Here is a 23,408-nt window from a genome sequence, read left to right as displayed (position 1 = left end):
CCGCAAAGGCCGTGAAACAGGTATCCAGCGTCTCATGAGTATCAACCTTTTAAAGCGCATGGAAAGTTCGGTTCATTCCTTCCTGTTGACAGTGCAAAGGGTGTACCAGTATCTGTATGAAACGGACCAGATTATCGATACCTTCAGGGAAAAGGGGCAGGGCAATCTGAACGAAATGGGCGATTTGTCTGGTGTAGCCATGGATTTTGATGACGACGATCAGAATACAGACTTCTTTTCTGTAGGGAAAAAGATACAAATTGATTTACGTGATATGGATTATATTTCATGGCAGCGTGACATCAAAGCAGACTTGGAAACCCTTTCCCTGCTCATCGGCATGGTGAAAGATATTACGCCGGAATACGATTATAAGCTGAATCAACTGATTCGAGTCATTCAGAAAAAGGAAGCGGATCCCATTAACCTGGGCAATCGGAAAATCCTTATTTTTACGGCTTTTGCCGATACAGCAGAATACCTTTACGAAAATATAGCGCCTAAAGCCAAGGAGATTGGCCTTCATACGGCGCTTGTCACTGGCAGCATTGAAGGCAGGACGACGATTCCCCATTTCAAAGCAGATATGAATCATGTATTGTCCTGCTTTTCTCCCATATCAAAAGACAGGGATATTCTCTATCCAGCAGATAAGGATACAAATATTGATATCTTGATTGGCACGGACTGCATTTCCGAGGGACAGAATCTGCAAGATTGTGATTATTGTATTAATTATGACATTCATTGGAATCCTGTCCGTATCATTCAGCGGTTCGGGCGAATCGATCGTATCGGCAGTCAGAACAAGGTCATTCAGCTGGTGAATTTCTGGCCTGACTTGACGCTGGACGAATATATTAACCTGAAGGCGAGAGTCGAAACAAGGATGAGGATTTCTGTCATGACTTCAACCGGTGACGATGACCTGATCAATCAGGATGAAAAAGGCGATTTAGCCTACCGTAAGGAACAGCTGAAAAAGCTGCAGGAAGAAGTCGTGGACTTGGAAGACATGACAAGTGGTGTCTCTATTACCGATTTAGGACTCAATGACTTCCGCATGGATTTGCTCGCCTATATGAAGGACCATCCAGATATAGAGCATATACCACTTGGCATCCATGCTGTGGCAAAGGGACGTAAGCCGGGCGTGATATTCGTATTAAAGAATGTAAACCCGAAAATCAACATCAAGAATCAGAACCGGCTCCATCCGTTCTATATGGTATATGTTGGCAGTGATGGTGAGATTATTACCCACCACTTGCAGCCAAAAGATACGCTGGACGAAATGCGGCATATAGCTAAAGGGAAGAAGGTTCCCATTCAGGAACTGTGCCATATCTTTAATAAAGAGACGAAAGATGGCCGAAACATGGGAAATGTTTCCAAACTCCTTGAAGCGGCTATCGAATCGATTATTGAAACGAAAGAGGAAGAGGATATTGACAGCTTTTTTTCTTCGGGAGAGACTACGTTTCAGGATATGGGATTCTCTGGGCTGGATGATTTTGAACTAATTTGTTTTATGGTGGTGAAATAAATGATTGACTTTCCGAAAAGCACGGTTATTCGCCGGAGACTTCCGAAAGAAGCGTTTTATCAGCATCTATCACTTACGGCAGCGCTGAAAGCCCGATTTGTGTCTGACGTAGAGCAGATTCAAGTCGAAAACAGTCTGACTCAGCGCAATCTGAATCTGGAAAATAAAAGTGATATAAAGGAAATCCTGCTCTTATCTCTGCGTCTTAAACTGCAGGACTTTGATGGGAAAATCGTGGAGGCTATTGCCAGACAGAATCCTCATAAGCTCATTTTTTTGCTTATGTACGGAGAATGTTGCCAGCTAGCTGTGTATCACCGCAAACTCTATCGCACGGCTTGGATGAAGAAAAATGACCTTTCCCTGGTACTTCAAGGAAATACGTTGGACGAAATATGGGATAATCTGGTACGGCAAATTGCCATTTCTTCGGAAGATGTGCTACAGAGACAAGAACTCCCTATAGATGAACAGTTAAAACGGCAGGATGAAATCAACCGGCTGAATAAGCTGATTCACAAGACAGAAGCCGCTGCCTGGAAAGAACAACAGCCGAAAAAGCGGTTTGAAATATATACCCGGATGCAAGACTATAAAAAACAATTGGAGGAAATCACTCATGGAAAAGCTTGAAATGCATACGGCTGATTTAGCAAAAGAAAATTATGAAAAACTGGCGGCCTTGTTTCCCAATGCGGTCACAGAAACCATCGATGAAGAGGGGCATGTAATCCGTGCCATCGATAAAGATGTGCTTATGCAGGAAATCAATACGCAGGTCGTAGATGATGGGCAGGAGCGCTATCAGTTTACCTGGCCGGATAAGCGGAAAACCATCATGCTTGCAAATCAGCCCATTGCCAAAACACTGAGACTTGATCGAGAAAAATCGGTCAGTCGCGATGGTACACAGGGGGGGGGACATCGATAGCGAAAATATATACATCGAAGGCGATAACCTCGACGCCCTGAAAATCCTGCGGGAAACCTATCTTGGAAAAGTAAAGATGATTTATATTGATCCGCCGTATAACACGGGAAATGATTTTATCTATGAGGATGATTTCTATCAAAGTATAGAAGAATATGGTGAAAACAGCGGGCAGCGAGATGTAGAAGGAAACCGAATGGTACAAAATCTGGAGAGCAATGGACGGTTTCATACAGACTGGTTGAACATGATATATCCCAGGTTAAGAATTGCAAAAGATTTTCTTTCTGATGATGGAGTTATTTTTATTTCGATTGGTGATAATGAGTCGGAAAATTTAAAAGCGATGTGTAATGAGATATTCGGCATGCAGAATTATGTAGGTACAGTAGTATGGGAAAGGGCATTTTCACCAAAAAATGATGCTAAATATTTTTCTGTAAGTCATGATTTCATATTGGTATATGCGAAAAAAATTAATAATTTTGTAATTGGTAAATTACCGAGAACAGATGAAGCAAATGCAAGATATAAAAATCCAGATAACGATCCTAGAGGTCCATGGGCAGCAGATAATATGACTGTCAAGACTTATTCTGCAACATATGATTACCCTATAACAACACCTAATGGAAAAGTTGTATACCCAACTAATGGAAGGTGTTGGTTTACTAGTAAAGAAAAAATGAAAAAATTAATTGATGAAGGAAGAGTATATTTTGGGACCAATGGGGAAAACATGCCCCGTATAAAGAGATATTTAGCTGATGTTCAACAAGGGATGACTCCAACAACGATTTGGAAATATGAAGAGGTGGGCCATAACCAAGAAGGGCGACAAGAGTTGAAAAAATTATTTGATGATAAGGGATATTTTGATGGGCCTAAACCTCAACGGCTAATGGCAAAAATACTTACTGTAGCTGCTGTGGATAATAGCTCTATTGTACTCGACTTTTTTTCTGGGTCCGCTTCTACTGCAGAGGCGATATTACATCATAATGTAAAAGTAAATAAAAATGTAAAATACATTATGGTTCAATTACCGGAAGATATACCTGCAGATAGTGATGCCTATCATGATGGATATCGTACAATTTGTGACATCGGCGAAGAACGCATTCGCCGCGCTGGTAAGAAAATCAAGGAAGAAACGGGTGCTGATATCGATTATGGCTTCCGCTGTTTTAAAGTGGATTCTTCCAACATGAAAGATGTCTATTACAAGCCAGCTGATATGAAACAAAATCAAATGGATCTTTTTGCCGATAATATCAAGGAAGACCGCACGCCAGAAGATTTGCTGATTCAGGTCATGCTTGATTTGGGTGTACTCCTTTCGTCAAAAATCGAGGAGAAGAAAATAGCTGGCAAAAAAGTCTTTTCTGTAGAAAACGGCTATCTGATTGCCTGCTTTGATGAAAATGTTACCGAAGAAGTAGTAACGGCCATTGCCAAGCAGCATCCGTATTATGCGGTATTCCGTGATAGTTCCATGGCAGATGACAGCGTAGCGGCTAACTTCGAACAGATATTTATGACCTATAGTCCGCAGACCGTAAGGAAGGTGCTCTAATGGAAAAAGATCTTAGTTCATATCATTCCTTAATAAAAGATTTAGAGGTGCTTATTGCTTCTGGAAGAAAAGCTGCGTATCAATCTATCAATCAAGCGATGATTGATATGTATTGGAATATTGGGAAACGGATTGTAGAAGAAGAACAGAAAGGAAAGGCGCGTGCCCAATATGGCAAAGCGCTGATTAAAAACCTGGCGGCTGTCCTGACAGTAGAATTCGGGTCAGGTTTTACGGCTAGAAATCTTCGGAATTACAGACAATTTTATCTCCTATTTCCGGAACGCGAGATTTGGCACGCATGCGTGCCAAATCTTACATGGACACATTTTCGCTCTCTCCTTCGAGTCAGCGACGAAGATGCCCGCATTTGGTATTTACGTGAATCAGCGGAACAAGGCTGGAGTTCTCGGACACTGGATCGCAATATTAGTACTCAGTATTATTACCGGCTTCTGAAATCGCCTCAAAAGAGCGCAGTGATTGCAGAATTTTTGGGATTTAAAAATGAAGATTCGTATCTGGAAAGTGACCTGGAATCTGCTATCCTTTCACACATCCGGGATTTTCTGATGGAAATGGGGAGAGGATTTGCCTTTGTTGCGAGACAGCAGCATATTGTAACCGAAACAGATGATTACTATATTGACCTTGTTTTCTACAATATTGAATTGAAATGCTATGTGCTGATTGATTTGAAAATGGGAAAAATTACACATCAAGACGTTGGGCAGATTGATATGTACGTGAGGATGTATGATGACCTGAAGCGCAAAGAAGGGGATAATCCGACAATCGGCATTTTACTATGTTCTGAAACGGATGCAGATATTGCACGATACTCGGTCCTGCATGATAATGACAGACTCTTTATGTCGAAGTACTTGACATATCTTCCAACGAAAGAACAGTTAAAAGAGGAAGTTGAGAAGCAAAAGGCGATTTTCTATACTCAGCATCCGGATCAGGCCATAGAAAATTCCCAGGGAGATGAAAAGGATGACTGAGATGAAATTTAAATTTACCATACAAGACTATCAGACTGCAGCGGTGGACAGCGTGGTAAAAGTTTTTGCCGGACAGCCATTTCAGAATAAAATGAGTTATCGCCGCGATACGGGTTCAACGATGCGCGATAAAAATCTGTTTAACTGGGAAGTCTCTGATGAAGACCTTTACATTGGTTTTTCGAATGCACCGGTAGAGCTTGACTCACATCAGCTGCTAAACAATATACGAGATATCCAAAACGATAATAATATTAAGGAGTCGTCTTCTCTGGCAAAGCATTTAGGCACTTGTTCTTTGGATGTAGAAATGGAAACAGGGACAGGGAAAACCTATGTCTACATCAAGACTATGTTTGAGTTAAATAAGCGCTATGGCTGGAGTAAATTCATCGTCGTCGTTCCGTCCATTGCAATTCGCGAAGGCGTCCAGAAGAGCTTTCAGACCATGCAGGACCATTTCATGGAACAGTATGGCAAGAAAGCCCGCTTCTTTGTTTATACCTCTAAAAATTTGACTGATATCGACAGTTTCAGTTCCAGTGCAGACCTCTCGGTCATGATTATCAATGTACAGGCTTTCAATGCTGGGTTTAATAAAGAGAAAAATAAAGAAGGCAGAGGTGGCGATAAGGCGGCTCGAATTATTTTTTCAGCAAGAGATGATTTCGGCTCAAGAAAGCCTATTGATGTAATTGCAGTGAACCGGCCCATTGTGATTCTCGATGAACCGCAGAAGATGGGCGGAAAGAAAACGCAGGAAGCATTGAAAGAATTCCATCCGCTTTTTACGTTGAATTATTCTGCTACGCATAAAGAGCATCATGACCTAGTTTACGTCTTGGATGCACTGGATGCGTATCGGATGAAGCTGGTCAAAAAGATTGAGGTCAAAGGCTTCGACATCCATAATTTGCGTGGAACAGATGGTTATCTGTATCTTGAAAACATTATCATTTCACCGAAAAAGCCGCCCATGGCCCGACTGGAATTTGAAATCAAATATGGTAAATCCATCAAGCGTGAAACCCGTATTGTCGGAGTCGATGATGATTTGTATGCTCTTTCCAAAGAGATGGAACAGTATCAGGGCTATCATATCAATGATATTGACCCGATTCGAGGCGTCGTGACCTTTACCAATGGTGCGGAAATCCACACGGGTGAAGTCCTGGGCGATGTCAGCGAAAAGGACATTCGCCGGGTTCAGATTCGGGAAACTATCCGTTCTCATTTCGAGAAGGAAAAGGAATTGTATAACCGCGGTATCAAGACGCTGTCTTTGTTTTTTATCGATAAGGTAGAGAATTATCGGAAGTATGATGAAGAAGGCAATGAAGTCAACTCAGAATATGGGCAAATGTTTGAAGAGGAATATATTTCTATTTTGAATGAGTATTTGACACTCTTTAATACACCCTATGATCAGTATCTGAAGCGGATTGATGTCCATGCAACCCATGAAGGATACTTCAGTATTGACAAGAAAGGGCATAAGGTAGATTCTAAAACAAAGCGCGGTTCAGATTTCAGTGATGACGAATCCGCTTATGAATTGATTCTAAAGAATAAGGAAAGACTGCTTTCTCTCGATAACCCAGTGCGGTTCATTTTCTCACATTCTGCGCTTCGTGAAGGCTGGGATAATCCCAATGTCTTCCAAATCTGCACCTTAAAGCATGGGGGAGACAGTACGACGAATAAAAGGCAGGAAGTAGGCCGTGGTCTTCGCCTCTGCGTCAATCAGTCTGGTGACAGGATGGATGAACAAGTTCTTGGTTCAGAAGTGCAGGAAATCAACAAACTGACTGTCATTGCCAGTGACGGGTATAAAGATTTTGTTTCTTCGCTTCAAAACGACATTAAAGACGACCTGTATGAACGTCCGACCAAAGCTACAGTGGAATATTTCCAAGGCAAGCGGATTAAAATTGGCGACGATGTGGTGACTGTTACTAGTGACCAGGCAAATATGATTTATTTCTACCTTGTCAAGAATTCTTATATAGATGAAGATGGTTATGTAACAGATGCGTATCGTGCTGATGCAGAAAACAAGACCTTAGCCCCACTTCCAGATAAAATAAAAGACATTACAGCCGGAGTGCATGCACTCGTTCAGAGCATTTTTGATGAACATGCACTGGATGGAATGATTGAAGACGGTCATCAGACCAAAATTCAGGAAAATGCGTTGAATGATAACTTCTATAAGAAAGAATTCCAGACCCTTTGGAACTATATTAACCATAAATGGAGTTATACCGTGCATTTTGATAGTCAGGAGCTGATTCAAAAAGCGATTCAGCATATTGATGAGAAGCTCTTTGTTTCTCAATTGCAGTATACCGTAACAAAAGGGAAGCAAGGCGACGATTGGTCAGCTGAGACTATAAAATCAGGGAATGGTTTTGTATCAGAAAAAAGCCATACATACGATTTGAAACGAGGCGAAACGAGCCAAGTCAAGTACGATCTTGTTGGCAAAATTGGCGCTGGGACACATTTGACTAGAAAAACGGTTGCTATGATTCTGAAGGGAATTTCTCCTGCGAAATTTGCAATGTACCGACATAATCCGGAAGAATTCATTTCCAAGGTAACGAAACTTATCAATGAAGAAAAGGCTACCATGATTGTCGATGACATTACGTATAATAGGACGGATGGTACCTATGATTCTGAAATCTTTACAGCTGAAAAAAACAAGGATTTTTCTAAGGCGTACCCGGCCAAGAAAAATGTGCAGGACTATGTATTTACTGATGGAACAGCAGAAAAATCTATAGAGCGAAAATTTGCAGAAGACATGGATTTAGACGATAAAGTGGTTGTGTATGCTAAATTGCCACGGGGGTTCCAGATTCCGACACCTGTCGGAAATTATGCACCGGACTGGGCGATAGCATTTCAGAAGGGAACTGTGAAGCATATTTACTTTGTAGCTGAAACAAAGGGCTCTATGGAAAGCATGGATTTGCGTCCCATTGAACAGGCCAAGATTAAATGCGCTAAGACTTTGTTCAATGAAATTTCAACGGACGATGTAGTCTACGGACAGGTAGATTCCTATCAAAACCTGCTAAGTATGATGAACGCTATTTGAGGAAATAGTCCGGATGCATTGGATAAAAGCTAAATAGAAGGAATCCTTGGTGTATGGTACCGGTGGTGTTTTGTCAAATGATACCGGCTCTTAAAGGTTAGCATTTATATAACAATTACGGCTGGGGCTATTGTGTCTGTTGAATGTATAAAAAGGAGTTTGTATGAGTACTATTAAGAGATATGCTGTAGTCCGACAGGAGGGCTGCGTGGCCTGTGGGAGTTGTGCCGATGTTTGTCCCCGTGGAGCTATTTCAGTGTGGCATGGTTGTTTTGCCAGGGTAGATGTAACGCGCTGTGTGGGTTGTGGCCGTTGTGCCCGGGAATGTCCGGCTAGCGTTATTCATTTGGAGGTGCGCCGATGAAGAGCCGTCATTGGTATCATTATTTGTGGATCTGGTCCATTATTTATTTTTCATTGGGCTTTGTTAATATCTTGTTTGCCTGGCTGGGACTGATTAATTTCTGCCTGCCGTTGCTGTTTGCAATTATCGGTGGCAACAAATTATTTTGTAACCGCTATTGTGACCGGGGACAATTTTTGCGTTTTTTCGGGAGTCAGGCCGGGTTATCCCGGCGCCATGCCATGCCGGCATTTCTTCATAGTACCGTCTTTCGAGTCTTGTTCATGGCTTTTTTCTTTGCCATGTTTGGCAGTGCCCTCTGGACGACCTGGCTGGTTGCCGGAGGTGTGGCATCGGTTCAGGATGCGGTTATGCTGTTCTGGACAATCCGCCTTCCCTGGGAATGGACCAGTACGGCAGCTGTTTCTCCCTGGGTAGTACAATTTTCATTCAAGCTGTATAGTTTGATGCTGACTTCAGAACTCATAGCGATTGTTGCCATGCTTTGGTTCCGCCCCCGGGCGTGGTGTACGTTCTGTCCCATGGGAACACTGACACAGGGAATTTGTAAGCTCCGGAATAAGAAGGGATAATTAGCCTTTTAAATAAGAGTCAAAGAAGTCCGTGATGATGTGGAGCACTTCTTCCTGGTTCCAGTAAATACCACCATGGGCCGCGCCTTCTACCAGGTACCGTTTGGATGGGATGTTATGTTTCTGGAGAGCCTGGAAGAGCAGGTCGGTCTGGCTGGGGGAAACGATGGTATCGTTTGTTCCATGCATGAGCAGCATAGGGGCACTGGTCTGGGATATATAGGTAATGGGATTGGCTTTTTTTGCGCCTTCTGGATTGGCCAGGATGCCACCGTCTTTTCCACCGAATACAGCAGATCCGTTCACCCACAATGCTTCTGTAGCGCCAGCCGACTGGTGGGCTTCTTTCACAACATCGCTGTAGTCGTCACCGATACGGGTGAGATCGGAAAGGCCATACAGATCTACGGCCGCTTTTACATTGCTTCCTGTCTGGAGATTGTCCCCTTTATCAAAGGTCGTCGTGCCACTGGTCGTAGCTGCCATAGCAGAAAGATAACCGCCGGCACTTCCACCGATGATGCCGACCCGTTCCGGATCGATGCCGAATTGGTCTGCATGGGCTTTCAAATAGCGGATAGACGATTTCACATCTTCCAGTGGTTCTGGGAAACGTGCCGTAGGCGCTACCCGGTACTGGATGGACGCGACGACATAACCGGCTTCTGCCAGATGCATCCGGAGCTGGATGCCGTTATCCTTATTGGCATTGATGAAGCCGCCGCCGGTGACATAGACGATGGCGGGAAGTTTCTTCTCTGATTTCGGCTGGAGAATATCCATCTTCATGGCCACATTAGGATAGCCCCGCATCGGGACCTGTTCGTATACGACATCGGAAATCTGGTTGATGACGGGCGTCTTCAACGGGACGGAAATTTTCGTGCTTTCCACTTTTCCCGGCATATCCTTCGTAGCAGAATCGACATTGACATTCATGGCCATAGCATTGCCTCCTATCCACACAAGCCCGGTCAGGGCAAGAGCTATTAATTGTTTTTTTGATTTCTGGCTGTGACTGAACAATTTTATCAGCATCTCCTTTATTTAACGTATTTGTTTCATTCTAGCATGGGATGCGGGTGGCGGCAATGATTCGCTTTTGTTATCATCTCATCTTTGGCACGCTTGAATGAAAAAAGCACTCGCAAAGCCTGCTGTAATGGGGTTTGCGAGTGTTTTTTGTTTGGTTTCCATACGTGCTATATGCCGTGCAGCGTCCCGCGGAATCAGAAATGTAATGTAGGGAATCCATATGATTATCATATGGATTCCCTACATTATATATATTTTACCTGTGCTCTCTTCCGTGATATACTGCGTTCATTGCGAAAGGGAGGATATGTATGGAATGGATTTTATCAACTGATGTACATGTATTATTCTGGTTGCACCGCCTGGCTGGTCCGCATATGAATAGTTTCATTACGTTGTTTACGACAGGCATCAATTGTCTGTGGCTCTGGCTGGGGCTGGCTGCTGCCGGCCTGTGGAATCGCCGCAGCCGCTGGATAACATTGACCATTATTGTGGCCGTCATTGCAGCTGTTTTCATTGGTGATGTCGTCCTGAAGCATGTGGTCATGCGGATCCGTCCGTATATCGTCATCGAAGGAGCTCCCGTGGTAGAGGCACTCAAATATCCCGTTAGTTACTCCTTCCCTTCTGGTCATTCATTCTTTTTCTTTGCCGGAGCGACGGTCATATACTGCTACCGCCAGCGTCTTGGCATATTGGCTTATGGACTGGCGGCAGTCGTAGCTTTTTCCCGGATGTATTTGTTCATGCACTTTCCCAGTGATGTTTTGGCCGGGGCTGTCCTGGGGGTTGGTGTCGGCTATGGTGCGTACCGGATTTGCCAGTATGCGAAAAAACGGTTTTTCATGAGACACAGTCTTTATCGGTAATCCCACTCCTGCCAGCCTGCCACATCGGTAATGCCCAGCCCGGGAGCCTGCGGCAGGATAAGTTCATTTCTATCATAGGAAATTCCTCCTATGATGGGATCGTCTGCCATGAGGTCGGACGCATCGAGGTCGTTGATTGCGATGGCGGGATTACCGGCAGAGAGACTGGCTGCAGCGGTAATGCCAATTTTGCTTTCCAGCATACAGCCCATCATGCAGTCTATGCCGGAGGCTTGTGCCATGGAAGCAATCTGGGAAGCGGGCCCGAGACCGCCGGCTTTCATGAGCTTAATATTGATGAGGTCACAGGCACGGATGGCGAGAAGATGAAATACATCACCAGGACTAAATGCGGATTCATCGGCCATGATCGGCGTATCTACGTGGTCGGTGACGAATTTCAGTCCTTCTGTGTCAGAGGCTGCTACGGGTTGTTCAATCAATTCTATATCGAGGCCGGCATCTTCCATACGACGAATCGTGCGCACGGCTTCTTTGGGTTTCCAGCCCTGATTGGCGTCGAGACGAATGGCGATATGCGGGCCGGCAGCCTGACGGATGGCCCGGACGCGGCGGATATCGAGAGCAGCATCGACGCCGACTTTGAGTTTCAGGTTTGTATAGCCTGCCTGTATGGCTTTTTGTGCGTCCTGAACCATTTGTTCCGGTTCTCCCAGGCTGATGGTCAGATCTGAAGTGATGCGCTGACGCAGGCCGCCGAAAAAGCGATACAGGGGCAGGTGATATTTTTGCCCGAACAAGTCGTGAACCGCTATATCGAGGGCGGCTTTAGCCGACGTATTATGCACCATACTGTGCTGGATGCGTTGGAGAATGGCTTCCCTGTCATCGATATCCATGCCAAGAATCTGCGGTCCTATCGTATCTTTGATAGCCGAGGCCACAGATGCATGGCTGTCTCCGGTGATGACAACCGTCGCCGGTGCATTGCCCCAGCCAGTATGTCCATCGTCGGTGATGACTTTGATAATCAGGTCTTCGGCCGTATCGACACGACGCAGTGCCGTGACGAAGGGGGTTTTGAGTGGGATGCGTACAATTCCCACGCGTATATCTGTAATTTTCATGGGGGATTCCTTTCGTTGTTTTATGAAGTATATATCAGTATTATTGTACTGGCTCGTGTCATGATTGTCCAGAAACTGCTGGCTGGAAGTGGCATATACAGGGTATGGATGAGGAAATGAATTTTACCTTGAATTTACAAATTTCATATATTATACTAAAGATGGTCTGAACGTGAATCTTGGGGGAGCTCCCTGGATTTGTTATATTTTTGAATATTAATGGCCAACATGCGAGGGAGTCCGTTTGCCGGACTGAGAGGGCGCCAGAGACGCCGACCGTTACAGATGGGAGTCATATTCCCTTTTTGTCGCATGGGTGCTGACTGTACGGAGAGGGATAGAGAGTCCCTCTCTTTTTATGTTTTATAATATGTATTATATTTTGTGAGGAGTCGATGATGATGAAAAAATGGCAGGTTCTCCTATCGGCATTGCTGGTAGGATGCGTATTCTTATCTGGTTGTGGCAGTAGTGATACGCAGAAGAACGGATCGAAAGAGGTGGAAGAATTAAAAATCGCCGTGTCACCGTACCAGGATGCCGACACAATCCAGACAAAGACCGAACCACTGGGGAAGATGCTCCAGGAAAAAATGAAAGAAAAGGGATACAATATTAAAAAAGTTACCATCAATGTGGGGACTTCTTATAACGCCGTAGGAGAAGCTCTGAGTTCGGGCAGTGCCGATATGGGCTTTATTTCCGGAGCTACGTATGTCATGTATGATAAAGATGTCGATGTGCTGCTGACGGCGCTTCGCCAGGGTATCGATAAGGATACGACGGATTTATCTGTCTGGAACAACGGTACGCCGGAAGCCTTCAAGAAGGATCTGGTGAAATATTATCGTTCGGCTATTGTCGTAGGGCCGAGCGCCAAAGGACAGGCTATCCTCGCTAAGGTAAAACGGGGCGAAAAGCCGACCTGGGATGAATTGAATGATCTGACCTGGGGCGTCATGAGCCCGGCGTCTGCTTCCGGATATCTGTATCCGTCACTGTGGCTGAAGGATAATTATGGCAAGAAAATATCCGATCTGGCTCATGTCGTGCAGTCTGATTCGTATACGACTTCGACGGCCCGCCTGGCATCGGGACAGGTAGATGTCATCGTGGCCTATTCTCATATCCGTGCCCATATGGCAAAGAACTGGCAGGAAAAATTCGGCGGTACATCGGATATCTGGTCCCAGACCGGTGTCATCGGTGTAACGGATAAGATTTATAACGATACGGTCAGCGTCAGCAAGACCAGCAAGGTCATGCAGGATGAAAACTTCCGCAAAGCCCTCGGCGAATCGCTCATTGAAATCGGAAAGACCGATGAAGGATTGAAAGTGCTGCAGACGTTGGGCCATAAAGGATATGACTGGGCTCAGAGTTCGGATTATGATGGAGAACGGAAAGTTCAGCAGGAATTAAAGTAATGATGTGAAAAGGGGAAAGAACCATGGCTATGCTGGAATTAAAGCACGTCTGCCAGTCCTATAAAAAGCAGCATCCTGTACTGCGCGATATATCGCTTTCTATCCCGACGGGACAGTTTGTATCGGTCATCGGACCCAGCGGAGCCGGCAAGACGACATTGCTGCGCTTGTTTAACCATATGGTGCGGCCCGATTCGGGTGAGGTCTGGATTGACGGTACCCGTTTTGACAGGCTGAACGGCCGGGGCAGGCGGAAAATCCAGCAGCGGGTCGGCATGATTTTCCAGGATTTCAGTCTTGTCGATATGTGTACGTGTCTGCAGAATGTGCTGAATGGCAGTCTGGCCCGCGTTCCGCTGTGGAGAGCTTTGTCCGGGTGTTTTCCCCAGGCAGAAAAAGAAAAGGCTATGGCTGCCCTGAAAGCCGTGGGGCTGGAATCATACAGCCAGACTCCTGCCCATGCATTGAGTGGCGGTCAGAAACAGCGTGTAGCTATTGCCCGGACACTGATGCAGGATGCGACGATTCTTCTCGCCGATGAACCGGTCGCTTCGCTGGATCCTCTGACAGCCCGGCAGGTTCTGGAACTCATGCGCAAATTGCAGAAGAAACAGGGGCTTACTGTCGTCATGAACAGTCATAACGTCGAACAGGCACGGACCTGGTCGGACCGGATTATCGGGCTGAAAGATGGACGCATTTTCTTTGACGGGCTTCCGGCAGACTGGACAGATGACCGGTTGCAGGACCTGTATGGGAGGACGCAATCATGAGATATTCATTGCGCCGAACAGGCATGGGGATGCTATTTCTGGCACTGATCATCCTTTGCGGGGAAAGCACCGATGTATCTCTGTCTCTCCTATTGAGACGGGGCGTGCGATTCTTTGACATTGCTGGAGCGATGATACCGCCAGAAACTTCCTATGCCAGGGTCGTACTGGCTCCGCTCTGGGCGACGGTGCAGATGTCTCTGGCCGGTACGGGAATCGGGGCCGTGCTGGGCCTGGTGGGGGCGTCCTTTGCCAATGCCTATCTCAATCCTCATGCCTGGCTGCGGATTCCGTTTAAGACTATCATTCATCTCATCCGGACTATCCCGGCACTGATTCTGGCACTCCTTTGTACGTTTCTCGTCGGACTGGGAACGCTGGCCGGGACGCTGGCACTGAGTATCTATACGACGGTGGTCATGGTCCGTATGGGCTATGAAGATATGGAAAACGCCGACTTAAGGGCGGCGCAGGCACTGGAAGCAGCTGGATGCGGCCGCCTGCGGGCATTTATCAGGGCTGTATTGCCGGCTGTCCTGGCAGGGTATCTGATTAATGTATTATATATGCTGGAAGCCAATGTCCGCCATGCGGCTATCCTGGGATACGTCGGGGCCGGAGGTATCGGAATTTTACTGAATGAACGGCTGGCCTGGCGTGAATACAGTGAAGTCGGCATGATTTTGTTGCTGCTGTACGTTGTCGTCCTGCTGACAGAAGGTGTCAGTGAATGGCTGCGTCAGGTTCTTTCAGGCAGGAGTCATTTGTCCCGCATGAAAAAAGTATTGTTGTTGCTGACGCTGGCCGTACTGTTTTTTTCCTCTTTTCAGACGCTGGTGCTGCCAGATATGGATGGAAAGGGCATGGCAGCTGCAGCGGCTATTATGCAGGGAATCCTTCATCCCGACTGGTCGATGATATTTTCCCTTGCTCATGATGGCGTCCCCTGGCTCCTGTATGAGACATTTTGCATAGCCTTCCTGGGTACGCTGGGAGGTACGGTCATTGCTGCCTGGTTTTCTTTTTCGGCCAGTTTCCGCCTCCTTCCCGTGCCGGCTGCACTGGCTTCGCGGCTGATATTGCTGCTCATCCGTGCCGTTCCTGTATTTGTGTACGGCCTGATGTGGATCCGCGTTACCGGCCCAGGTCCTTTTGCCGGCGTACTGACTTTATCCTTGTGCAGTGTCGGCCTTCTGGCCAAGAGATTTCTCATCGCTATCGATGATATCCGGCTGGAACCGTACCGGGCATACCGGGCTATGGGAATATCCGTCGCACGATCCATCCGCTGGGCTGTCCTGCCACAGCTGGTACCGCGCTACGGGGCGGCTGTCTTGTATCGGTTCGATGTCAATCTGCGCGATGCCGCTATCCTGGGCCTGGTTGGGGCCGGCGGTATCGGAACGCCGCTGATACTAGCGATGATGCATTACGAATGGGCTGCAGCGGGAGCCCTTTTATGGGGCATGACCGGGCTGGTAACGATCGTAGAGATCTTTTCGGAATGGCTGCGTAAAAAACAACGGCTCAGTGAAATACAGTAATCTGATGATTCCAGGCATGTTCCTCTGAGAATACTGTCTGGAATTTTTTTTCAGGGATTTGCCAGCGTGCGGAGATTTTCCTGCCGGTCCGTATTGGCGCCGGGCGGATTCAGTTCCTTTTGTGCATAAGGCTTGCTATTTGACCGGTAATGTGATATATATTTAATTGTATATCTATGACTAAATTCTTTATTTCTAAGAGAGAAGGGGCTGTGATATGTACCACATAAGTATTCTTGCTACGCATCAGGATGAAGATGATTTTGGCGAGCGGTTGGGCGATATTGCCGATGTAGCGTATTGCCCGGTCACAAATGAAGAAGAAATGGCAGAAAGACTGGAAGATTGTGATGTTCTTGTCTGTCGGGATGAACCTGTAACGGAATCCCTGCTGGACCAGTTAGATGAATTAAAGTTGATTGTCGTCCTCCGTTCGCGGGTCGATCATGTAGACCTGCAGGCGGCAGCCCGGCGGGGCGTGAAGGTACTCTGTAATCCGGTGTACTGTGTGGATGACATTGCCGATCATACATGTGCTATGATGCTGGCTCTCCTGCGGCAGATTCCCGAGTATCAGAACGATATCCGCAATAACAGCCGTTGGGAATACGGCGCTGTTGGCTGGCCGCTGCACCGCGTGGGCAGCAACCTTATCGGCCTGATTGGTTACGGCCGTACAGGCAGGGCCGTTGCGGCACGGATGCAGGCTTTTGGATGTAAAATACAGGCCTATGATCCGTTTGTTGACGAAAAAATCATGATGGAAGAACGGGTCCGGCCCGTTGATTTCGACAAACTGCTGCGGACCAGCGATGTCGTATCGCTGCACATACCACTCAATGAAACGACGCGGTATATTTTTCGGGAAGAACAGTTTGAGGAAATGAAAGAAGGAGCCATATTCGTCAATTGCAGCCGTGGTGGACTGGCTGATGAAGCGGCCTTATACCATGCTGTCGATGACGGGCATATCCGCAGTGCGGCACTGGATGTCCTGTCTATGGAACATCCCAGCCCGATGATGCTCAAAATGATGACCCGGCCGGAATTTTTGCTGACACCGAGTGTAGCGTCTCACTCTGTAGAAGGAGAACAGGCACTCTTCCACGAGGCAGAACGGCAGATACGGCTTTTCCTGGCTGGTCATGAAGAGGAACTGTCTTTCGTGCCCTATCCATGAATTTGCACCAAAAGTCAAAATCTTGTAAAATATAGTACGTAACACAAGTATACGAGAAGGGGGCTTCTAAATTTTGCGTATTTGGAAACTACTAGGCATGGCTCTGATATGTCTGTCTCTGCTGGCAGGTTGTGGCTCTTCCGGGGAAGAATCCCAGAAGAAAGATGCGCCAGCTGCCCAGACTGCACAGGTGGAAATGGCAGTACCTAAGAACGGCGTTCCGGTTCTGATGTACCATATGATTGGCGTTGATCCCGATGACCCTCATAATCAGGCCTGTCTGACAGAAGAAAATTTCCGTAAGCAGATGAAGTTCCTGAAGGATAATGATTTTCATCCGATTACTATGGAACAGCTTTATGAATACATGGTCCATAACAAACCGGTTCCTGTCCGTCCCGTTGTCCTGACCTTTGATGACGGATATCCCGATACCTATTCGATTGTCATGCCGGTCATGAAGGAATATGGGTTTGCCTGTACGGTATTCATTCCTACGTATGATGCGGATCATGGGACGCGCCTGACATGGCAGCAGATTAAAGAAATGAAGGCTGCGGGCATGGAAATTGCATCTCATGGGTATCATCATGAACGGCTGAACCAGATGGGCGGTACTACACTGGATACAGAAATGCAGAAAAGCCAGGCTGAACTTAAAGAACAGCTGGGCATAACCAATGAATTTTTCTGCTATCCCTATGGCGGTAACAGCCCGGAAGCGGAAAAGGTCATGAAGAAATATGGCATTAAGCTGGCCTTTACCATGAATCCGGGATGGGCAAAATATGGTGACAATCCCTATGCGGTCAAACGTATCTGGATTGGCAATGAAGTGGACATAGATAATTTCAGACAGCGCATTACGACTGAAAAGTACGAACAACGGTAAGGCAGCCGGTGTGCTTAGAATGAGGTAATTATGAAGCTGAAGGAAATAGGTAAATTTTTTGTAGTCCTGCTCTTGTTTTTTGCTGTAACGTCTCCCGTAGTCGTTCTTTTCGGACCTTTTGATAATATCAAGCGGACCGTTGTCGGGGCTATTCTGAAAAGCCGTCATCCCCAGTATATCACCTGGCTCTTTTCCCAGGACGAAATCGATAAGATACTGGGAGGCATCAGTACGGCACCGAAGCAGGAATTATTCAAGTTCAAAGTCCGCACTGATTCTTCGTTGAAGTTGCAAAATATCGAATCGAGCCGGTTCAAGGGATTTCTCCTGGAAATCCCCGATCCCAAACGAGTTAAGGTCGGCACAGCTGAAAATATGGATGAAAAAGGCGATACGACCAGCGGTATCGCCCAGCGCAACAACGCTGTCGCGGCTATTAATGCAGGCGGGTTCTATGATGCCAATGGTACCGGGACCGGCCGCAGTCCGTATGGATTTATCCTCCACGATGGCAAGTTTGTCCTCGGTGGCGATGCTGATAACAGTGAAGTCAACGAATTTATCGGCTTTACGAAGGACGGCAATCTCGTAGCCGGCAATTACAGTAAAGGGGAACTCATTTCCATGGATATCCAGGAAGGGATTTCCTTTGGCCCGGCATTGATTGTCAATGGTCAGAAGATGATTACCGCCGGTGATGGCGGCTGGGGTGTCGGCCCCCGTACGGCTATCGGCCAGCGGAAAGACGGGACAGTCCTGTTCCTGGTCATCGATGGACGTCAACCATCATATTCTATCGGCGCGACGCTGCGGGATTTGCAGAATATCATGTACGAACAGGGTGCTTATATTGCTGCTAATCTCGATGGGGGTTCCAGTTCTACATTGTATCTCAATGGTAAAGTTGTCAACAAACCGGCAGATCTCCTCGGAGAACGGATGATTCCGACGGCGTTTATTGTAAAGTAGGAGGGAACGAATGAAGCTGAAAAAAGTGCTTTTGGCCTTTGCTGCAGGCATAGCTATCCAGGCCGGCGTGTATTATTACCTGGATCAGTTCCTTTTTGCGCCAACGTCGGATTTTCAGATCGGTGGGACCAATCAGCAGGAAAAAATGGGATATGGGGCCGAACCCAATGGCCAGACCTATTATTCCTACGACAAGAGGTTCATGGCAACCGTTGTCGATGACACGGTTTCTATTTATGAAGCGGGTCAGAAGAGTGAACCACAACGCATCCGTCTCCATGGACGCAAGGTGTCCTTCTTTGAATGGCTGCCTGACCGGAATCTGGCTATTTTCGCGACGTATGGTAAAGATGAAAAGACTGGCCGTTATGGCGTTTATATTGCCCAGTATAACCCGATTTATCCGGACCGCGAACTCGATACGCCCATTGAAAATGCGCCACGGGACAGCAAAATCGTCGATGTCGCGTATTCGACAGCAACCAATGTGGTATACATGAAGTTGGAAGTCGATAAAGATAAATATCGTATTTACCGGACCGATGCCAACTACGATACGCGGCGCATTAACGTCCAGGCAGAAAATATCGGCCGCATTGCCGTGTTCTATGATCAGGATATCTTCTTCTATGATAATCTGCGCACGGGTGTCGTATACATGTTTGATGGTGCGACCAGCAGCTGGCGTGAAATCTCGCCGAGCGGCAAATTCCGCCTCGTAGGCATCGACGGACAGGAAATCTTCATTGCCGAAATGAATGCCGACAACGAAGTGGTTGCTGCATACCGGGGCCGTCTGAAGAAAGGCTTTACCAAGATTGCTACCTATAAGACGCCGGAAGAATTTTCAAAGATTACACTGAACAGCATGCGTGAAGCAGCTGATAAGATGGATGAAAAGAAATAACTGCCCAGGCGCCATCTTGGCGCCTTTTGGCATATAAGGAGTGAATTTGCATGGCAAAACATAAAATTCCCAAGAACCGTTCTTTGGAGGACATGTTCAAGGGAGTAAAAGAAGAAGTAACCTTTGAAACCGCTGACTGGGACGATGAAGAAACGGTGGCCCGGCGGCCTGTCGTAAAGAAGAAAGCTTCTCAGCAGACGGCGGAAGATTTCCGCAAGCAGTTTTTTACCGATGATCTGCAAAAAAAGGTCGGAGCTATTCTTCTCGATATCAAGATGGCTTATTATAAAGACGGTGTAGGGGATATTTCCCTGGAAGTCGTCAAAGATGGCCGCAACGTTGTCATCAAAACGGCGCCAAAGACGAGTAAAAAGAAATAAGGATACAAACGAAAGGGACTGTGTTGCATGGACAGTCCCTTTCGTTGTATCATTTATAGATGGGAGTTTGCAGAAAAAGTATACATGCGATGTACCGGAACTTTATAATCAGTGAACATAATTGCGGGATAGGTGATAAGTGCATTTATATTGTACAAACCCGGTATATTTGTTACAATGATTTTAAAGAGGCAAGATTTATCTTGGATTTTTTAATAAGGTGATGATACCATGTGCTCAGAAATAGAATTAAAAAAAATTATTAAGGCCGTGGTAGATGCATATTACCAAGCTTTTGGGGATGCCATTGATCAGATTCTACTATATGGATCTTATTCACGAAAGGATAATACGGAAGATTCAGACATTGATTTAGTGGCCATTGTACATGGAGAACGGCTGGATTTACAGGAAAAGTTAAAAAAAGTGTGGGATATTTCTGCTGATTTAGAGCTTGAATATGGAACAATTATTTCTCCTGCAGTTATCCCCTATGACGAATATATGAAATACCAAGATGATATTCCTTATTATCGTAATATAAAAAAAGAGGGAGTGAATGTAGTTGCATGAAAACCGGTAGAGTTAATGAGATACAGGTTAAACATGGCGAAAGAAAAATTACATGCTGCTTCTATTTTGCTGGAATGCAGGAGTTATAAAGATTCTGTTAGCAGATCTTATTATGCAATGTTTACAGCAGTCAGAGCTGTTTTGGCTCTGGATGGTGTAGATTTTAAAAAACATGCTGGAGTTATTTCTTATTTCCAAAAGGAATATATTAAAACAGGAATTTTTGATAAAAATGTATTCTAAATACATTAGCCAGGCATTTCAGATTCGCAATAACACGGATTATGCTGACTTTTTTATTGTTTCACAATTAGAAGCAAAAGAACAATATGATAAGGCACTTGATTTTTGCCATACTGTTGAAACATATTTGGTTAAGCGCATTTCTCAATAGATGTTGTTTTATAACTGTAAAAGAAAGAATAGAAAACAGACGGCCCCATGAAGCACATATCGCTTCATGGGGCCGTCTCATCGTATGGAGCGGATGAAGGGGATCGAACCCTCGTACCAAGCTTGGGAAGCTCGTATTCTACCACTGAATTACACCCGCATATAACATATAATAGGTACTGTATTAGTTTAACAGTAAACCCCCATTTTGTAAAGACCCGAATTTCAAACCTTTACAAAACAGGGGTGTCATACATGGTATTAGCGGTTGTAGCCCGGCGCATAGTTGCGGTATGTCTGGGTTTGATTCTGCTGATAAGGAGAGGCCGTTTCTTTTGTATTTTTGATTTTCTGTATATCTTTTGTTTTGTCTTTTGTCACCGTCTGTTTTTTGGGGGCAGGTTCTTTTTTGAGATTCTTCTGATTTTTTGTATCTTTCGACTGCTGTTTATCCGACAGCTGGTTTATGCCTGGCTGCTGACGGTTGTGGTCATCCTGCCCCCGCTGTACCGGTTGTACCTGTTGCTGGTCCTGGCCGTACAGCCAGGGCGCATTCTGCGGTGCCTGTTGTGCAAATGCGGCGCCTCCCATCAAGGCGGTGGCTACGGCTGTAATAGCTAAATAGTGTTTCCACGTTTTCATGATATATTCCCCCTCAGGTGGTGCGGCCTGTTAGAAATGAGGCCAGTTTTGCTGATTTTGCCGATGCTGGTCATTTGGCTTTGGCATCGGTTTTTTGTAGGTCTTTTTCTTTTTGCGGTTTGCTTCTGCCCGCTGACGTTCTTTCCTTTCCAGTTCAATGCGCTTTTTTTCTTCCTGTTCGCGTTTCTTACGGATTTGTTCTTCTTTTTTCAAGTCTCTTTTCTGATTCCCAAAAGAAGACTGCTGATCGTTATGCATGGCTATGGGATTGTGGGTATAGCCATCAAAATGAGTATCCTGTGCAAACGCGGCACCACCTGCCAGCGCTGCGGCTGTAATAGATAAAGCTATAAGGCGTTTTATCTTCATATGTATCCCTCCTTCTTGTGTTTATTAGTATACGATTTGATTGTGACAATTTGGTAGCGGCGTGGCTTCGTTTCCTTCACAAAACCGATGAATTTTGAAAACGGTGTCAGAACTGTTTTTTTCATCCTTATATAATACCTATATATAGGACATATAGGACAAAAAAAGACGCTGTGACACGAGGTCACAACGTCTCTGGGGAGCTGATTAATGAGCCGACGGAGCAGGAGCTGTTTCTTCTTTCATGGAAGCAGCCTGCTGACGGGCTTCGTATTTATCCATGTTGCGGGCAAAGAGACCGGCCAGCATGGAACCTGTGATCTGATGGACAGCAGCGCCGACAGCAGCCGGGATAGCGACAGCCGGGGCAAAGTAGATGGAGCAGATGGAAAGAGCGAGGGCATCATTCTGCATACCGACTTCCAGGGTAACCGAGTGCTGCTGGCGTTTGCCAAAGCCAAGTTTTCCCGTGATGAAATACCCAAGAGCAAAACCGAAGAGATTGTGCAGGAGAACGAGAACGACCATGAAGACGCCGAGGGAAACGATTTTTGCGCCATTGACGGCAACGACACCACCGAGGATGGAAAGAACGGCAAAAGCGGATACGAGGACGAGAACTTTCTGCATCTGTACCAAATAAGTTTCACCGACGAGACGATGGACGAGCAAACCGAGGACAAGCGGTACGAGGATGACTTTCATGACCGTCATGGCCATAGAAAGGAAGGAAACGGTAACCCACTGACCAGCCAGTGCCCAGACGAGGAAGGGCATCATGACAGGAGCGAGCAGTGTCGATACGGTCGTGATGGAAACAGCCAGAGGAACATCGCCTTTAGCGAGGAAGCTCATGACATTGGAAGCCGTGCCGCTCGGGCAGGAGCCGAGGAGAACCATACCGACGGCCAGTTCTGGAGTCAGGCCAAAGACCATGACCAACGCATAGGCGACGAGAGGCATGATGGTGTAATGGCAGACCGTTCCGGCTAGGACTTCACGGGGACGCTGAAGGACGAGTTTAAAATCCGATGCATGGAGTGTCATACCCATGCCGAACATGACGACGCCCAGGAGCCAGACCGTATTTTTGACGGCCCAGGTAAAACCAGAGGGAACGAAATAGCCGCCCACGATAGTGAGCAATACGAGCCAGGTAAGATTCTTGCCTACGAAACCGCTTACTTTTGTAACAAAATTCATCATGATTATATACCTCCGAATAAAAAATGTAAGATTGCTGCAAATAACAAACGGCTGAT

24 protein-coding genes and 1 tRNA gene are annotated in these 23,408 nt (G+C 46.2%); 19 read left to right on the top strand and 6 right to left on the bottom strand.

All coding sequences use genetic code 11. The annotated features are described in order from the left end of the window. The 8 genes from B2U90_RS02760 to B2U90_RS02725 all read left to right on the top strand — a co-directional run. The coding region (locus B2U90_RS02760) for a C-terminal helicase domain-containing protein (RefSeq protein ID WP_292017046.1) at nucleotides 1-1,546 on the top strand (1,546 nt) is incomplete at its 5' end. Next, nucleotides 1,547-2,179, top strand: coding sequence for a DUF4391 domain-containing protein (locus B2U90_RS02755; RefSeq protein ID WP_292017045.1), 633 nt, complete (start codon nucleotides 1,547-1,549; stop codon nucleotides 2,177-2,179). Next, nucleotides 2,166-2,477, top strand: a complete 312-nt coding sequence (locus B2U90_RS02750) for a hypothetical protein (protein ID WP_204904438.1) — start codon at nucleotides 2,166-2,168, stop codon at nucleotides 2,475-2,477. Before B2U90_RS02755 ends, B2U90_RS02750 begins: the two co-directional genes overlap by 14 nt. A gap of 76 nt (nucleotides 2,478-2,553) precedes the next feature. Beyond that, entirely contained in the window at nucleotides 2,554-4,053 is a 1,500-nt protein-coding gene (locus B2U90_RS02745; RefSeq protein ID WP_292017044.1) for a site-specific DNA-methyltransferase, read from the top strand. Next, entirely contained in the window at nucleotides 4,053-5,060 is a 1,008-nt protein-coding gene (locus B2U90_RS02740) for a PDDEXK nuclease domain-containing protein (RefSeq protein ID WP_292017043.1), read from the top strand. The genes B2U90_RS02745 and B2U90_RS02740 overlap by 1 nt, the downstream gene beginning before the upstream one ends. Further along, entirely contained in the window at nucleotides 5,053-8,166 is a 3,114-nt protein-coding gene (locus B2U90_RS02735; protein ID WP_292017042.1) for a type III restriction-modification system endonuclease, read from the top strand. Before B2U90_RS02740 ends, B2U90_RS02735 begins: the two co-directional genes overlap by 8 nt. A gap of 163 nt (nucleotides 8,167-8,329) precedes the next feature. After that, nucleotides 8,330-8,530 (top strand): 4Fe-4S binding protein, encoded by a 201-nt coding sequence (locus tag B2U90_RS02730; protein ID WP_075581541.1) that lies wholly within the window; start codon nucleotides 8,330-8,332, stop codon nucleotides 8,528-8,530. Next, on the top strand, nucleotides 8,527-9,102 hold the full coding sequence (locus B2U90_RS02725; protein ID WP_113856312.1) for a 4Fe-4S binding protein: 576 nt from the start codon (nucleotides 8,527-8,529) through the stop codon (nucleotides 9,100-9,102). Before B2U90_RS02730 ends, B2U90_RS02725 begins: the two co-directional genes overlap by 4 nt. On the opposite strand, the gene B2U90_RS02720 is transcribed toward B2U90_RS02725, so the two are convergent. Then, entirely contained in the window at nucleotides 9,103-10,047 is a 945-nt protein-coding gene (locus B2U90_RS02720) for an alpha/beta hydrolase (protein WP_240937221.1), read from the bottom strand. A gap of 401 nt (nucleotides 10,048-10,448) precedes the next feature. On the opposite strand from B2U90_RS02720, the gene B2U90_RS02715 reads away from it, so the two are divergent. Beyond that, the gene (locus B2U90_RS02715) at nucleotides 10,449-11,009 is read left to right on the top strand and encodes a phosphatase PAP2 family protein (protein WP_059075634.1); all 561 of its coding nucleotides are present in this window, start codon (nucleotides 10,449-10,451) and stop codon (nucleotides 11,007-11,009) included. On the opposite strand, the gene B2U90_RS02710 is transcribed toward B2U90_RS02715, so the two are convergent. Beyond that, nucleotides 11,000-12,097, bottom strand: coding sequence for a mandelate racemase/muconate lactonizing enzyme family protein (locus B2U90_RS02710; RefSeq protein ID WP_292017041.1), 1,098 nt, complete (start codon nucleotides 12,095-12,097; stop codon nucleotides 11,000-11,002). The genes B2U90_RS02715 and B2U90_RS02710 overlap by 10 nt on opposite strands. Nucleotides 12,098-12,492: 395 nt before the next feature. Here B2U90_RS02710 and B2U90_RS02705 point away from each other — a divergent pair, with 395 nt between their 5' ends. The 10 genes from B2U90_RS02705 (at nucleotide 12,493) to B2U90_RS02660 (ending at nucleotide 20,985) form a co-directional block, all read left to right on the top strand. Beyond that, nucleotides 12,493-13,524 carry a phosphate/phosphite/phosphonate ABC transporter substrate-binding protein gene (locus B2U90_RS02705; RefSeq protein WP_240937222.1) on the top strand — a complete coding sequence of 344 codons (1,032 nt, stop codon included), beginning with the start codon at nucleotides 12,493-12,495 and terminating at the stop codon, nucleotides 13,522-13,524. A 23-nt stretch (nucleotides 13,525-13,547) separates the two neighbouring features. Further along, the gene (gene phnC, locus B2U90_RS02700) at nucleotides 13,548-14,297 is read left to right on the top strand and encodes a phosphonate ABC transporter ATP-binding protein (protein WP_292017040.1); all 750 of its coding nucleotides are present in this window, start codon (nucleotides 13,548-13,550) and stop codon (nucleotides 14,295-14,297) included. Further along, nucleotides 14,294-15,841, top strand: a complete 1,548-nt coding sequence (locus B2U90_RS02695) for a PhnE/PtxC family ABC transporter permease (protein ID WP_059075637.1) — start codon at nucleotides 14,294-14,296, stop codon at nucleotides 15,839-15,841. Before phnC ends, B2U90_RS02695 begins: the two co-directional genes overlap by 4 nt. Nucleotides 15,842-16,058: 217 nt before the next feature. Beyond that, a complete protein-coding gene (locus B2U90_RS02690; RefSeq protein WP_292017039.1) occupies nucleotides 16,059-17,021 on the top strand; it encodes a C-terminal binding protein in 963 nt (320 codons plus the stop codon). Nucleotides 17,022-17,094: 73 nt separating this feature from the next. Continuing rightward, nucleotides 17,095-17,913, top strand: coding sequence for a polysaccharide deacetylase family protein (locus tag B2U90_RS02685; protein ID WP_059075639.1), 819 nt, complete (start codon nucleotides 17,095-17,097; stop codon nucleotides 17,911-17,913). A gap of 30 nt (nucleotides 17,914-17,943) precedes the next feature. Then, nucleotides 17,944-18,882 carry a phosphodiester glycosidase family protein gene (locus tag B2U90_RS02680; RefSeq protein ID WP_059075640.1) on the top strand — a complete coding sequence of 313 codons (939 nt, stop codon included), beginning with the start codon at nucleotides 17,944-17,946 and terminating at the stop codon, nucleotides 18,880-18,882. Between the two features lie 10 nt (nucleotides 18,883-18,892). Next, a complete protein-coding gene (locus B2U90_RS02675; protein WP_059075641.1) occupies nucleotides 18,893-19,789 on the top strand; it encodes a hypothetical protein in 897 nt (298 codons plus the stop codon). A 50-nt stretch (nucleotides 19,790-19,839) separates the two neighbouring features. Then, the gene (locus tag B2U90_RS02670; RefSeq protein ID WP_059075642.1) at nucleotides 19,840-20,169 is read left to right on the top strand and encodes a hypothetical protein; all 330 of its coding nucleotides are present in this window, start codon (nucleotides 19,840-19,842) and stop codon (nucleotides 20,167-20,169) included. A 231-nt stretch (nucleotides 20,170-20,400) separates the two neighbouring features. Further along, nucleotides 20,401-20,742, top strand: a complete 342-nt coding sequence (locus B2U90_RS02665) for a nucleotidyltransferase domain-containing protein (RefSeq protein WP_059075643.1) — start codon at nucleotides 20,401-20,403, stop codon at nucleotides 20,740-20,742. Nucleotides 20,743-20,757: 15 nt separating this feature from the next. Then, on the top strand, nucleotides 20,758-20,985 hold the full coding sequence (locus B2U90_RS02660) for a HEPN domain-containing protein (RefSeq protein WP_255355325.1): 228 nt from the start codon (nucleotides 20,758-20,760) through the stop codon (nucleotides 20,983-20,985). A 236-nt stretch (nucleotides 20,986-21,221) separates the two neighbouring features. On the opposite strand, the gene B2U90_RS02655 is transcribed toward B2U90_RS02660, so the two are convergent. From B2U90_RS02655 to B2U90_RS02640, 4 genes are all read right to left on the bottom strand, one after another. Next, nucleotides 21,222-21,295, bottom strand: a tRNA-Gly gene (locus B2U90_RS02655). Between the two features lie 101 nt (nucleotides 21,296-21,396). Further along, on the bottom strand, nucleotides 21,397-21,777 hold the full coding sequence (locus B2U90_RS02650) for a hypothetical protein (protein ID WP_292017038.1): 381 nt from the start codon (nucleotides 21,775-21,777) through the stop codon (nucleotides 21,397-21,399). 30 nt (nucleotides 21,778-21,807) lie between these two features. Next, nucleotides 21,808-22,146: a hypothetical protein gene (locus tag B2U90_RS02645; RefSeq protein WP_292017037.1), complete on the bottom strand. Its 339-nt coding sequence runs from the start codon at nucleotides 22,144-22,146 to the stop codon at nucleotides 21,808-21,810. 207 nt (nucleotides 22,147-22,353) lie between these two features. Next, nucleotides 22,354-23,352 carry a bile acid:sodium symporter family protein gene (locus tag B2U90_RS02640; RefSeq protein WP_201784354.1) on the bottom strand — a complete coding sequence of 333 codons (999 nt, stop codon included), beginning with the start codon at nucleotides 23,350-23,352 and terminating at the stop codon, nucleotides 22,354-22,356. Nucleotides 23,353-23,408: the final 56 nt, after the last annotated feature.

The organism is Megasphaera sp. UBA4233, assembly GCF_002395615.1.
GTDB classification, from domain to species: domain Bacteria; phylum Bacillota; class Negativicutes; order Veillonellales; family Megasphaeraceae; genus Megasphaera; species Megasphaera hexanoica.
This window is presented reverse-complemented; position numbering and strand designations above follow the sequence as displayed.

Coding starts and splice junctions, on each gene's coding strand:
- B2U90_RS02660 (WP_255355325.1), top strand. CDS start 20,758: ATGAGATACAGGTTAAACATGGCGAAAGAAAAATTACATGCTGCTTCT.
- B2U90_RS02645 (WP_292017037.1), bottom strand. CDS start 22,146: ATGAAGATAAAACGCCTTATAGCTTTATCTATTACAGCCGCAGCGCTG.
- B2U90_RS02710 (WP_292017041.1), bottom strand. CDS start 12,097: ATGAAAATTACAGATATACGCGTGGGAATTGTACGCATCCCACTCAAA.
- B2U90_RS02730 (WP_075581541.1), top strand. CDS start 8,330: ATGAGTACTATTAAGAGATATGCTGTAGTCCGACAGGAGGGCTGCGTG.
- B2U90_RS02750 (WP_204904438.1), top strand. CDS start 2,166: ATGGAAAAGCTTGAAATGCATACGGCTGATTTAGCAAAAGAAAATTAT.
- B2U90_RS02665 (WP_059075643.1), top strand. CDS start 20,401: ATGTGCTCAGAAATAGAATTAAAAAAAATTATTAAGGCCGTGGTAGAT.
- B2U90_RS02740 (WP_292017043.1), top strand. CDS start 4,053: ATGGAAAAAGATCTTAGTTCATATCATTCCTTAATAAAAGATTTAGAG.
- B2U90_RS02725 (WP_113856312.1), top strand. CDS start 8,527: ATGAAGAGCCGTCATTGGTATCATTATTTGTGGATCTGGTCCATTATT.
- phnC (WP_292017040.1), top strand. CDS start 13,548: ATGGCTATGCTGGAATTAAAGCACGTCTGCCAGTCCTATAAAAAGCAG.
- B2U90_RS02640 (WP_201784354.1), bottom strand. CDS start 23,352: ATGATGAATTTTGTTACAAAAGTAAGCGGTTTCGTAGGCAAGAATCTT.
- B2U90_RS02715 (WP_059075634.1), top strand. CDS start 10,449: ATGGAATGGATTTTATCAACTGATGTACATGTATTATTCTGGTTGCAC.
- B2U90_RS02650 (WP_292017038.1), bottom strand. CDS start 21,777: ATGAAAACGTGGAAACACTATTTAGCTATTACAGCCGTAGCCACCGCC.
- B2U90_RS02695 (WP_059075637.1), top strand. CDS start 14,294: ATGAGATATTCATTGCGCCGAACAGGCATGGGGATGCTATTTCTGGCA.
- B2U90_RS02735 (WP_292017042.1), top strand. CDS start 5,053: ATGACTGAGATGAAATTTAAATTTACCATACAAGACTATCAGACTGCA.
- B2U90_RS02690 (WP_292017039.1), top strand. CDS start 16,059: ATGTACCACATAAGTATTCTTGCTACGCATCAGGATGAAGATGATTTT.
- B2U90_RS02670 (WP_059075642.1), top strand. CDS start 19,840: ATGGCAAAACATAAAATTCCCAAGAACCGTTCTTTGGAGGACATGTTC.
- B2U90_RS02755 (WP_292017045.1), top strand. CDS start 1,547: ATGATTGACTTTCCGAAAAGCACGGTTATTCGCCGGAGACTTCCGAAA.
- B2U90_RS02720 (WP_240937221.1), bottom strand. CDS start 10,047: ATGGCCATGAATGTCAATGTCGATTCTGCTACGAAGGATATGCCGGGA.
- B2U90_RS02675 (WP_059075641.1), top strand. CDS start 18,893: ATGAAGCTGAAAAAAGTGCTTTTGGCCTTTGCTGCAGGCATAGCTATC.
- B2U90_RS02705 (WP_240937222.1), top strand. CDS start 12,493: ATGATGATGAAAAAATGGCAGGTTCTCCTATCGGCATTGCTGGTAGGA.
- B2U90_RS02745 (WP_292017044.1), top strand. CDS start 2,554: ATGATTTATATTGATCCGCCGTATAACACGGGAAATGATTTTATCTAT.
- B2U90_RS02680 (WP_059075640.1), top strand. CDS start 17,944: ATGAAGCTGAAGGAAATAGGTAAATTTTTTGTAGTCCTGCTCTTGTTT.